Raw genomic sequence first — 13,933 nt, forward strand, 5'->3', positions numbered from 1 at the left:
AAGATATTGACAAAATTTCATGTGTTTTATTGTGATGTATATTTTTTGTTCAGGTAAAAAATATAGATTCAATAATATATCGTGTTAAGTTTACACCAAACTAAAACTAAATTAACATGAGACACACGTTCTTAAAAATTCTAACATTACTCTTCATGGTACACGCCTCTGCGCAATCCATAGAGATTAATGGTAATGTACAGGACAATTCTGGATTCCCTATCCCTGGAGTCAATGTAATTGTTAAAAATTCAACTAAAGGAACCGTAACAGATTTTGATGGAAACTTTACACTTTCTGGTGTCGAAATAGGTTCAACACTTACATTCAGCTACATTGGCTATGTTACTCAAGAAATAACTATTTCGAGTAATACCCAATTAATAGTGAAATTAGAAGATGATATAGCTAAACTAGATGAAGTAGTAGTGATTGGGTACGGTACTCAAACCAAAAAGGAAATTACTGGAGCCGTTTCGGTAGTTGGGCCAGAGACTATTGAAAAGCTTAAACCAACAAGAATTGAGCAAGCTTTACAGGGACAAGTTGCTGGAGTAAACATAACCACCAATTCTGGATCTCCAGGTGCAGGTTCTACTATTAGTATTAGAGGGGTTTCTACAAATGGTGATAGTAGACCATTAATACTTGTAGACGGTAACGTTGTTGAAGACCTAAGTGTTATTAACCCAAGTGATATTCAGAGTATCAACATTCTGAAAGATGCTACTGCAGGTATCTATGGGGTTAGAGCTGCTAATGGTGTGATATTAATTACAACCAAAACAGGTAGAAAATCTATGCCTCTTACCATTGAGTATAACGCTTGGGGTGGTTTCCAACAAACTACTCGTAAAATACCTGTTCTAAACGCTACGGAATATGCTGTTATTGTCAATGAAGCTTATGCAGCAGCTGGCAGTACACCTCCCTTTTCAGATTTATCTAGTCTTGGTATTGGAACCGATTGGCAAGATGAAGTTTTTGAATCAGCTCCCGTGTTTAACCATAATATTACATTCAGAGGTGGAGGTGAAAAATCTTCTTACTCATACAGTTCCTCCCTGTTATCACAGGATGGTATTGTAGGTGGTAAAAAATCCAACTTTACACGTTTTACTAATGCAGCTACCTATAATCTAGATTTTTTAGACAACTTCAAATTTAAATCAGGGCTTACTCTAACAAGAACCAAAAAGAATAATCTCCCTGAAAGTACTTTAGGTTCTGTTTTATTTAATGCATTAAACATGGATCCTACCAAATCTGTAAGAGACTCGAACGGCGAATTTACGTTGGCAAATGGCTTGGGGGCCGAAGTAGTTAACCCATTAGCCCAAATAGCAAACACCTTTAACAGAAATAAAGTTATGAAGCTCAATGGTTTTGCAGGCTTATCATATAACTTTTTAGATCATTTTACAGCAGAAGCAAATATACAATTTAACTATTCTGAGGTTGATACTTACCGTTATGATCCAGAAGATTTTTATGGTACAGGAAAAGTATTCAATACATTTACAAGTGAAGTTTTTGAAGGGTTTGATATTTTTAGAGATTACACTTTTGACGGATTTATTAAATATGAAAACACCTTTAATGATGACCACAAGTTAAATGTACTTTTAGGGACTTCTGTTTTTAAGACTACAGGTGTATTCTCTGGACGTATAGGTAGAGATTTTCGTGATAACAGCCCTACATCAGCTAGAGTTGATTTAGCCTTAGATCAAGAAGATATTTTTGAAGAACGCGGTAGTAATCCAAAATTTGATGGTAGATTATTGTCATACTTTGCAAGGTTGCAATATGATTATAAAGGAAGATACTTACTATCTGCTGTAATTCGTAGAGATGGTTCCACAAGGTTTGGTCCCGGTAATAAGTTTGGATACTTTCCATCAGGTTCTTTAGGTTGGGTTATTTCAGATGAAGAGTTTATGGGAAATAATAACTTCTTTGACTTATTAAAACTAAGAGCCTCTTATGGTATTTTGGGTAACGATAGAATTGGTGATTACCGCTTTGTATCGCTTCTAACTGGAGAAGGCACCTATTTCTTTGGAGGAAATGATGCCGAAGATGAAGTCTTTGGAAAAGCTACAGGAGGTATCGCTAATCCTCAAATTAAATGGGAAAAGCAAAAGACAATCGATATTGGGGTTGACATGCGTATATTAAACAACAAGGTAAATATTACGGCAGACTACTTTAATAGAAGAACTGAAGATTTGTTGGTTTCTCCTCAAGTTTCTGGGTTGTTAGGTACAGGAGCTGCCCCAGTTGTAAATGCTGGAATTGTAGAAAACAAAGGTTTTGAATTTGCTATTGGTTATTCAGACACCATAGGAGAGGAATTCAAATTTAATATAAACTATAACATTACAGGAATTAAAAATGAAGTTGTTTCTGTTAGTGGAGAGGGAGAGTTCCTTGAAGGCGGTGGCTTTGGTATATCGCAACCAGAAATATCCAGAATGGAAGCAGGTTTTCCTCTAGGGTATTTTGTTGGTTACCAAACCGATGGCGTTTTCCAAACTCAAGATGAAGTAAACAACGCTGCAGTAACAAACGTGGCAACACAACCTGGTGACCTTAAATTTGTTGACCAAAACGGTGACGGAGTCATTGATTTAGATGACCGTGTTAATCTTGGAAACCCTCTTCCAGATGCTACTATGGGGCTTAATATTTCTTTTGACTACAAAAAGTTTGATTTTTCTGCTTATGCTTTTGCCTCTGTAGGAAATGACATTGTACGTAATTATGAGCGTAACCAACAATTGGTAAATAAACCTATTTGGTATTTAGATAGATGGACAGGACCCAGTTCCACCAACGCTGCGCCAAGACAAACTATTGGTACCAGTCCAAATACATTATTTTCTGACTTTTACGTAGAAGATGGTTCATTCATTCGATTACAGAACGTACAGTTAGGATATACCTTTTCTAATGATAATGAAGGCTCTTTTTTCGATCAATTCAGACTATATGTATCAGCAAACAACCTGTTTACATTAACTGAATACCGTGGTTATGACCCAACTGCTGGAACAGGAGCTCCTATTGGAGGAGGTATAGATCAGGGTATATATCCTAGTGCTAGTACATTCTTATTAGGCATTAATGTAAAATTCTAAAAAAAGAGACATGAAAAATTTAAAATATATATACTTTACATTACTATTTCTAATAGTATTTTCCTGTAGTGACGATTTTGTAGATGTTGCTTCAGAAGACGAAAACTCTGAAGAATTCTTTAATTCAGAAAACGACTATCAATTAGCACTAGTTGCTGCTTATGACTATTTGCAAACTACAGCAAAGTTTTATCAATATGCTGAAATAGCTTCAGATAATACTTTGTGTGGTGGAGAGAGCGCCACAGATTCTCCTTATATTCAAGAAATTGATGATATGATTCATTCTCCTGTTGGGCAAAGCGATGGAGGTTTAAGAACCATGTGGCAATGGATGTACGAAGCCGTAAATCGTTGCAACTACATCATGGAGTTTCAGGACAAAACTGATTTTCCAAATAAAACCAGTGTGATTGCTCAAACAAGATTTCTAAGAGCATATTATAATTTTATTTTAGTAAAATGGTGGGGTGATGTGCCTATGCTAGTAGATAAACGCATTCAATTTGGAGATCAATTTACCATAGATAGAACACCCAAAGGAGAAGTGTATGCACTCATAGAAGAAGATTTAATCTTCGCAGCTGCTAACCTTCCTTATATTCAAAACGAAACTGGTAGAGTAACTAAAGGAGCTGCTCAAGGGCTTTTAGGTAGAGTTTATCTTTATCAAGATAAATTTGCTGAGGCTGCTGATGTTTTAGAAGATTTAATAAACAACGGACCTCACAGATTATTAACCTCTGATGAATATCCAAATATGTTTGAACGTGATTGGGAAAACAATATTGAATCTGTTTTCGAAATTCAATATTCCGATGTTGATGGTGGTAGCTACGATTGTTTCCAATGTTTAGAAGGAAACTATACCACATTCTTTAATGGCCCAAGAGATTTTATAGACTCTACCGGTAAATTTGACGCCGGTTATAGCTTTAACATACCAACACAAGAGGCTGTAGATGCTTTTGAACCTGGAGATTTACGCTTTGAAACCACCATTTTGGATATTGAACAATATATAGCTGACAATCCTGGATCATCCTACGATGCAAATGCTGGTTATGAGCAAACAGGTTATTTCAACAGAAAGTACATCGCTAGAAAAGGCGATTTAGATATTGCCGATGCTGCTTTGACAAACCCCGACAATTACAGGGCTATACGTTATGCTGATGTGCTTTTAATGGCCGCAGAGGCACTAAACAGAGGCGGCATAAGTGATACTAGGGCGCAAAATTACTTGAATCAAGTTAGAAATAGAGCCATGCTCCCAAGTGTTTCTACAACAGGAACAAACTTAACGAATGATATTTACAAAGAACGTAGAGTAGAGCTTTTTGGAGAAGGTCATCGATTCTTCGATTTGGTAAGAACCGGCAGAGCTGCTCAAGCTATCGACGGATTTGTTTCTGGAAAACATGAACTATTCCCTATTCCAATTGAAGAAATCAATTTATCTGGAGGAAGATGGGCACAAAACCCAGGGTATTAAAAAATAAAAATATTAAAGATGAAAAATTTAAAATTTATATTCAGCTTATTAATTGCTTTAGCGCTTTTCTCTAACTGTGCTGAAGATGACAATGATTTGAGTTTCATTGATGAAGTTGTAGCGCCTTCGGAAGTGTCTGCCCTTTTTAAAGTAACTCAGGATAATACGGGTGTAGTGACCATTACGCCCAATGCCGTTGGGGCATCAAATTTCAACATCACCTTTGGTGATGAAACTCCAGAACCTGTTAATGTTATACAAGGTGAAGGTGTTTCTCATACCTATAAAGAAGGGGCATATATTGTAAATATAGAAGCTGTTGGGATAACGGGACTAACAACAGAGGCTGCACAAAATCTGGAGGTATCATTTAAAGCACCAGAAAATGAAATTATTACAATTGCAAACGACGAGGCTATCTCTAAGCAAGTGAATGTTACAGCTACTGCTGACTTTGCTATATCTTATGAAGTCTACTTTGGTGAAGAAGGAAATGATACCCCGGTAGCTGGTAACATAGGAGATACAGTGTCCTATGTATACCAAGAGCCTGGAACTTATACCATTCGTATAGTGATTATGGGTGCGGCAATTGAAACAACAGAATATATAGAAGAATTTGAAGTGACTGAAATTCTTCAGCCAGTAGAACCCGCACCAGCACCTCCAAATAGAGAGGAAACCGATGTTATTTCGTTATATAGCTCAAAATATGATGATGTGCCTGGGACTAACTTCTTTCCTGATTGGGGACAAGGTGGACAGGGTAGTGCTTGGGCTGAATTCGACCTTAACGGCGATATGATGTTGCAATATATCAACTTAAGCTATCAAGGTATCGCATTAGCCGATGGGACTTCTATAGATGTCTCTGGAATGAAATATCTCCACTTAGATGTTTGGACAGCTAGTGAAGGTCTAAAGATAGAAACGTCTTTAATCAATAATGCATCAGGAGATGTTACCGAAAAACCCGTATGGAGTGATTTAACCTCTGGAGAATGGACGAGCTTAGACATTCCTATTTCAGATTATACAGATCAAGGTCTTACTGTGACAGAAATCTTCCAATTAAAATTTGTTGGTGACCCTTGGGCAGCAGGAACAGTATTTATAGATAATATTTATTTCTATAAGCCATCTACTGTGGCAGAAGTTCCTGAATATAATGCCCCTTCGCCAACTCAAAAAGCTGCAAATGTAGTATCCATTTTTAGCGATAGTTATACGAGTGTTGGCATAAGTGAATTAAATCCTAATTGGGGACAAACCACAACATTAACCACAGTAGATATAAATGGTAATAATATTTGGTTATACGAAGCATTAAATTACACAGGTATTGTAACAGACTACGGCAACCCAACCAATTTATCAGGAATGGATTATGTTCACTTTGATTATTTTACACCAGACGCAGAAAAGCTTGGTTTAAAAATTGTTAATACAGTAGTTGGTCAAGAAGATGTAATTTTTGTCGACAGAATTGTAAGAGGTACCTGGGTTAGTGTAACTGTACCAATGAGTAAATTCAATGTTGATGCTTCACAAATCACTCAAATGTTATTTGATACCGAAGGAGGTAGCGCTAAGGTGTACATAGATAATCTTTATTTCTATTCCGATAGTTCTACACAACCAGAGGTAATCGCACCAGTGCCAACAATTGCACAAAATGATGTTATTTCAATTTATAGTGATGCTTATTCTGGTGTTACACTTAATGAGGTAAATCCAAATTGGGGGCAAACCACAACATTATCAGACTTTAGTGTAGATGGAAATAATATTTGGTTGTATGAATCTTTAAATTATTCAGGAATCGTTACAGATTATGGTAACCCAACTGATTTAACAGGTGTAAAATACTTGCATTTTGATTATTACACTCCAGATGCTACAACCTTAGGATTTAAAATAGTTAATACCGCTTTAGACCCCGTAATGGAGGACATTGTATTCCTACCAGAAGTGCTAACTGGTACTTGGATAAGTGTAACAATTCCGTTAACAGATTATAACTTAGATTTTTCAAATATCACGCAGTTAATTTGGGATACCTCAGGAGGTAGCGCAACAGTATTTATCGATAATATCTATTTTCATAATTAAAAAATAAGAAATCATGAAAAACATAAAATATATATTAATGCCAATAATAAGCTTGCTGCTAATAACAAGCTGTCAAGATGATGAGGGTGTTGTAGGAGATATAATTGCTCCAAGTAACGTTAGCATGTCCTATGAAATTGTTGGCGTAGACGCCAATAACCCTAATGGCGACGGAACAGGATTAGTGAATTTTACAGCTTCTGCTGATGGTGCTATAACGTATAGATATGATTTTGGAGATGATACCGATGTGGTAGTAGCACCTTCAGGTACGGTAACACATCAATTTAGCCTTACAGGCCTAAACACTTATTCTGTTACCGTTATGGCTTCAGGTATTGGAGGTATTACAACTTCAGAATCTATGAATATAGATGTATTTAGTTCTTTTGAAGATCAAGAAGCTAAAGACTTCTTAACTGGTGGAGCTGGCTCTAGCAAAACATGGTATTGGGCTGCCGATAAACCAGGCAATATTGGTTTAGGACCAAATGACGTACAAGCTAATGGCGAACACACCTATGATTTTTGGTTTAGATCAAACGCATGGCATTCTGATAAACTATGTATGTATGATGCTGAGTTTGTATTTACACAGTCTGCTGATGGTAAAGTGACTTTTGAACAATTAAAAGACATAGCGTACACACCTGGTGATTATGCTGGAAGTATTGGAATAGATGGTGACACATGCCACGGCACCGATGTGGCTCCAAGTTTAGATGGTATAAAAAATGTGAGTTTCTCTCCTTCAAATTCTAAAGCAACAAAAGATGGTACTAATCCAGAATACAGAGGTACAACCATGAACTTTTCGGATAATGGTTTTATGTGCTGGTATGTTGGACCAAGTCTTTCCAGTAAACTCGAAATTATTACGATAACAGCAAATGAATTATACGTTAGAATAGAAGAGGGGCCTAGAGCTTGGTATTGTTTATACCAAACAGACAACCCTAACGATTAATAGCTAAAAAAGTATCGAAGCATAAGATGATTTCTGCTTCGATACTTTTTACACAATAACTTAAATTAAATTAGCCCAGACATAGGTTCTAATGAAATGTTGAAACTAAAATATATTTTCAATATAGTTCTTGTATTACTTTTATTGACCTCGTGTTCTTGTGAAGAGGATGGAGATATTATTCCCAATGAACCAGAAATAATCGTGCCATCTAATTTAGTGTTAACTATAGATATTATTGGATTAGATAACACTAACCCAAATGGAGATGGCTCTGGTACAATTCAATGCACTGCTACAGCTACCAATGCTGTAAAATATGGATTTAAGTTTGGAAATAATGCTGAAATTGAAGATACAGATGGTAGTTTAGAACATATATTTACTAATAAAGGAACTAACAATTACCTCATAACAGTATTTGCGTATTCAAGTACCGGTCAAAGCATAAGTACATTTAAAAGCATTGATGTATACGTAACTGACTCTTCTGGACCCCAATTAATTTGGAGCGATGAGTTTAACACTGATGGTGCTCCCAATTCTTCTAAATGGACCTATAACACTGGAAATGGATGTCCAAATCTATGTGGTTGGGGAAATAACGAATCTCAATATTATACAGACAGAGCAGAGAACGTTAAAGTAGAAGGAGGTGTTTTAAAAATCACTGCAAAAAAAGAAAGCTATCAAGGAGCTCAATATACTTCGGCGCGCTTACTAACTAAGGGTAAATTCAACTTTACCTATGGCACCGTTGAAGTAAGAGCAAAGCTACCTGAATCTAAAGGCACTTGGCCTGCAATATGGTTATTAGGCTCAAATATTGATACTGTTGGTTGGCCTGTTTGTGGCGAAATAGATATTATGGAACAAACAGGAGATGATAAAAACAAAGTTCTAGGCACTTGCCATTGGTCAGATAATGGTAACAATGCGAGTTATGGTCTTGAAAGTAGCATTTCTAATGCTTCAACAGAGTTTCACATTTACTCGATGGAATGGACTGAAACGTATATAAAAATATTCTTAGACAATGTTGAATACTATGAAATAGCATTGAACGAAAGTCTACCATTTAATAAAGATTTTTTCTTGATTTTAAATATTGCTATGGGTGGGACCTTAGGAGGAACCATAGATTCAGGATTCACACAAGATACTATGGAAATAGATTATATAAGAGTTTATCAATAATAATTTGATTATTGACATTTAAAGGTCAATTAATAATGTGTACTATGAGTTTCTATCACAACAAAAAGAAACAACCACCTCAACATCGTTATAATATACCTATACAAAACCACAACATAGATTAAAAAGTAAAAAAATAAGGCTTCCTGAAAGCTCAATAAAACCAAGTGATAATTGATGTATTCTCATTTTTTAACTATTTTTTTTGATTTGTATGTTTTTTGTCGAGGTAAAAAATATCATAATCGCATTTTAATCTTTTAAATTTACACATAGAGTTCTCATTATTCTTGAGTAAATCTATCTGAACTACCTAAACAAGGTAGTAACTAAACTAATTGAAATAATTATTAATATTATGAGAAACAACTTCTTTAAACTCATTCTAATCTTGTTTTCATCTTCATTATTTGCACAAGCAAGTAAAGTTAGTGTAGAAACCAGTAACCAGGGTGTGTATTTAACCGTTAATGATGAAAAATTTATGATTAACGGTATGAACTGGGATTACATCCCTATTGGCACCAATACGGTGAATGCAGATTTTTGGAACAAACCAGACGATATTATCAAAGCGGGCTTAGATACAGAAATGAGCTTGCTAAAGAATATGGGCGTCAATACAATCAGACAATATACGGGGGTTCCTGCAAAATGGATAAAGTATATTTATGAAAAGTATGGTATATACACCATGCTAAACCATTCTTTTGGCCGCTACGGACTTACCTTAGATGGTGTTTGGACACCAGTAACAATATATGATGAACCAACCACAGAAAAATATCTATTAGATGAAGTTAAAAATTTGGTGCAAGAATATAAAAACACGCCAGGACTTCTTCTTTATTTATTAGGTAATGAAAATAACTACGGATTGTTTTGGGCAGGTGCTGAAACCGAAGATTTCCCAGACGATCAAGCAAGAATTGATTTTATTGGTGAGAGTCGAGGAAGACCTATGTATAGATTAATGAATACTGCAGCTAAAATTATGAAGGAAATAGATGCTTCGCATCCCGTGGCTATCTGTAATGGGGACGTTCTGTTTATTGATATCGTTGCCGATGAGTGTAAAGATGTAGATATATATGGTGTAAATGCATATAGGGGCCCATCATTTACGGATATGTTTACGGTAGTTGATGAAAAGCTAGATATACCAATAATGCTAACAGAATTCGGAGCCGACGCTTTCAATGCTATTGAAAATAAAGAAGATCAAAAGGCTCAAGCTTACTACATGGTTGAAAATTGGCGAGAAATTTATGCCAATGCAGCAGGTTTAAATGGTACCGATAACTCAATTGGTGGTTTCACTTTTCAATTTAGTGATGGTTGGTGGAAATACGGTTTTGATAAAAGAGAAAACGCAGATGTGCACGATACCAATGCCTCATGGGCCAATGGCGGATACGCTATAGATTTAGCTCCAGGTGAAAATAATATGAACGAAGAATGGTTTGGTATCTGTGCTAAGGGGCCAACAAGCCCAAGAGGTTTATACGATTTATACCCACGGGCTGCATACTATGCTTTAAAAGAGGCGCATCAATTAAATCCTTACGGCGATGGTGTTAATGAAGGCTTTCTTCAAAATTACTTCAATAATATTAACTTAATGGATGCCGTTTTGAGAGCCCGAGGTGATAAGGCTGCTCTAGATGCACAAGACGGAGGTAAAATTCAATTTAGTAATCTTAGAGCAGAATTTACAACTTTTAATACTGGAGGGTCTTTAATTACAACTCCTGACAATCCAGATCCTACATCGCAGTCTTTTCCAAATCAATCAGGGTTTGACCATATGCAATCTTATTACGTGGGTATTGAGGGTAAACCAACCTCTAACATGACAGCCGAAGTAAATTTTAATATCCTTGGAAATGTTGCTCAAAATCCAATAAATGAAATTTTCTATGAAAATGTAGGGCGCCCAGTAACCGTCATTAATGATCAAGGGGAAGAAATTGTCATTACAGATAACAACCGTGTTAGAGTATATAATGCAGAATTTGAATGGAATGCAAAGCATGCTGATGTTAGAGGGTTCTATAGAACAGGGCATTACCATTGGGGGTATGAAGGTGACTTTTTTGGCCTTTATCCCGAAGCAAACTATGGTCCAAATTTAGATATATATAATGGTGAAATTTTGGGGGTAGAAATAGATTGGAAACGAGCCTTTAAAGGTTTTAAAGCTGCGTTTGGTCCCCAATTATGGTGGGGTGCTAACCCAACCATGTTATTTAAATATAGAACAAACTTTAAACATTGGGATATTACCGGTATTTATCACAGAGATTTAAATACAGAATTACAATTTGATGAAAACGGTAGACGTATTCTGGATGCCAATCAAATACGAAGTGGTGTTATTCCGCCATGGCCAACTGAACGCGCTACGGTTGTTCTTGAAAAAGAATTTGGAAAGCTTGGATTGTCTCTTGGAGGTATTTGGGGCGGTAGACCTTTAAACGGTAGTGTTTTTCAAGATGTAACCGGAAGTTCTGGAAACTATGTAGTTTATGAAGATAAAATAAACTCTGATGATAACTGGGGTGGAAAAGCTAAAATAACCTATCAAGGCGGAAAGTTTAATTGGTATGCGCAAGCCGCTTATATGGGGCTAGTAGCCAATGGTGGTGCAGACGCAACAAGAACTTTTACTGGGTGGAAGCTTAAAGATTCTGGTAGCGGCAACCAAACCAATATCCTATCTGGTTTTACAGTATTAATGGGAAATTGGCAAATAGCCCCCAACTTTCTTTGGCAAAAACCATTAGTAGACCCAATGCCTAATGATGTCAATGCACCAGGTAGATTAAGAAACTTCATTGATGATCCATTTGCAGTGAGATGGAATAGAGAAACCACTGCAGGTGAATTATTATTAACCTTTGACCCTACTCCTGGAACATGGTTTTACGAATGGGATAACGACCGTGCTGAAGATGCGAAATTAGCCTTTAATCTAGGGTTTGTGTACAAGCATCACCCAACAGCACAAGATGCACACATTGGTTTCTTAGCAAACCGTACCTTCTTCGCCTTCCCACAATCTGCACCTGCTCAAGACCTCTGGGAACTTAATTCTAGAATTGTTTCTAAAGTAAGTCCAGATTTAGGCATCATAGCTAATTTATATGGTGGTACAGCACAAGCTATGGGTGATAGTGATAGAACCATTGAACGATTTGGAGGTGATATCAAAATGATATACAAGAAGTGGAAACTGGAATATGGTTTCAAGGTAAATGATTGGGGTCCTTTTGATTACCACAGAGACTTCAACCTTACATTCCCAGTTCAGAACATGATTGATATTTCTACTTCTATAGGAAAGCCAGATTGGTTTATTCTACCAGATACGAAGATTGGAATTAAAGGTATTTGGCGTTCCTTAGATGAATTCTCTCCTAGATATGCACCTACAGCTGTTCAACCAAATACATTCCCTCCTGTCCCTGTTTTAAGTCCAGTTGGATTTGATAATGGAAACGAATGGGAGATTAGAACGTATGTTCACATCAATATTGGTAAATAAAACTAGATGAAAATGAAAAATATAAAGTTTACATATACAAAAACATACATCCTTATAGGATGTATGCTAATGACCCTATTAGGTTGTGAAAGAGAGCTTTCTGAAGAAGCAGTTTTTGCTAAATTTCCAACAACTGCAGAAATCTACATAGATGATCCTGTTGGGCTTACAGATCAATTTTTTAGATCTTTTGATCCAGCAGCTGGTGCAAACGTGAATGGTTTTGGTGTAGATAGTAATACATTCTATGAGGGTAGTTCCTCTATTAGAATTGATGTGCCTGCTTCGAATGATCCTGATGGTAACTTTATAGGGGGGATTTTCGAAGACCGTGGCGCTGGAAGAAATCTAACAGGCTATGATGCACTCACATTCTGGGGATTAGGGACTACATCTGGAACCGTAGAGGTTGGTTTTGGGACCGATTTTGATAGGCCAGAAACCGATCCGTCATTTGCGGTTTCCACCGTAGTACAAATGACCTCTGGGTGGAAGAAGTATGTGGTGCCAATACCAGATCCTTCAAAGTTAATTCAAGAAACAGGAATGTTCTTCTTTGCTGCAGGTGGTTTTGATCCTTTGGGAGATGGACCCAATGGAAATGAAATAGCCTGGACATTCTGGATTGATGAGTTAAAGTTTGAAAAACTAGGTACTGTTTCTCAACCAAGACCAATTGCCTTCAGTGGTCAGGATATAGCGATACAAACATTCACAGGAAGCGAAATAAATATTGTAGCGCAAGGCCTAACAATAAAATACGATGTTGATGGTGAAAACTTAGAAGTTAGCGGGGCTCCTGCTTATTTCAATTTTGTTTCTTCAAACACCGATGTTGCTATTGTAAATCAATTTGGTATTGCAAGTGTTATTGGTGAAGGAACCACTGAAATCACAACTGAGTTAGCAGGTGTTAAGGCATTAGGCTCTTTAGCTGTAAGTTCTAGCGGCGCATTACCACTTGCTCCCGTGCCAATGAGACCTGCCACCAATGTTAAATCTATATATAGTGATGCCTATACGGCAGATACTGGAAGTGACTTCAATCCAGGGTTTGGTGGCTCTACTACAGAAACCACAGAGGTTGGTGCTCCAGGAGAGTTGGTTCAAATATACACCAACAATAACTTCACAGGAATTATCTTTGATAATACCGTGGATGCGTCAACTTTAACGCACTTACATGTAGACCTTTATACTAATGAACCAGGAACCAATGTTAACATACAAATTAGAGATATTGGAGTGAATGGTGAGATAGAAACAAATATCTTCACTGGTTTCCCAGATGGAGATGATAAGGATAAAAGATTTACTGCTGCTGGTTTAACGGTTGGAGCTTGGACGTCTGTAGATATACCTTTAGATGGAGACCTTGCAACTCAAAAGAACAATCTAGGAGCTATTATTTTAGCTGGAGGACCAGATTTTATTTTAGATAATATTTACTTCTATAAAGAATAAGTTAGATA

7 protein-coding genes are annotated in these 13,933 nt (G+C 36.6%); all 7 read left to right on the top strand.

The features are described 5' to 3' along the window. Positions 1-116 precede the first annotated feature (116 nt). Entirely contained in the window at positions 117-3,143 is a 3,027-nt protein-coding gene (locus E1J38_RS04415) for a SusC/RagA family TonB-linked outer membrane protein (protein WP_186525814.1), read from the top strand. Positions 3,144-3,153: 10 nt separating this feature from the next. Further along, positions 3,154-4,638: a RagB/SusD family nutrient uptake outer membrane protein gene (locus E1J38_RS04420; protein ID WP_133355649.1), complete on the top strand. Its 1,485-nt coding sequence runs from the start codon at positions 3,154-3,156 to the stop codon at positions 4,636-4,638. Between the two features lie 18 nt (positions 4,639-4,656). Beyond that, positions 4,657-6,750, top strand: a complete 2,094-nt coding sequence (locus tag E1J38_RS04425; RefSeq protein ID WP_133355648.1) for a hypothetical protein — start codon at positions 4,657-4,659, stop codon at positions 6,748-6,750. A gap of 13 nt (positions 6,751-6,763) precedes the next feature. Next, positions 6,764-7,717, top strand: coding sequence for a PKD domain-containing protein (locus tag E1J38_RS04430; RefSeq protein WP_133355647.1), 954 nt, complete (start codon positions 6,764-6,766; stop codon positions 7,715-7,717). Positions 7,718-7,813: 96 nt separating this feature from the next. After that, positions 7,814-8,914 (top strand): glycoside hydrolase family 16 protein, encoded by a 1,101-nt coding sequence (locus E1J38_RS04435; protein ID WP_133355646.1) that lies wholly within the window; start codon positions 7,814-7,816, stop codon positions 8,912-8,914. 358 nt (positions 8,915-9,272) lie between these two features. Further along, positions 9,273-12,461 (top strand): glycoside hydrolase family 2 TIM barrel-domain containing protein, encoded by a 3,189-nt coding sequence (locus E1J38_RS04440; protein ID WP_133355645.1) that lies wholly within the window; start codon positions 9,273-9,275, stop codon positions 12,459-12,461. A gap of 12 nt (positions 12,462-12,473) precedes the next feature. Continuing rightward, positions 12,474-13,925: a glycosyl hydrolase family 16 gene (locus tag E1J38_RS04445; RefSeq protein WP_133355644.1), complete on the top strand. Its 1,452-nt coding sequence runs from the start codon at positions 12,474-12,476 to the stop codon at positions 13,923-13,925. The last annotated feature ends 8 nt before the right edge of the window (positions 13,926-13,933 follow it).

The organism is Seonamhaeicola sediminis (assembly GCF_004358095.2).
GTDB lineage: Bacteria > Bacteroidota > Bacteroidia > Flavobacteriales > Flavobacteriaceae > Seonamhaeicola > Seonamhaeicola sediminis.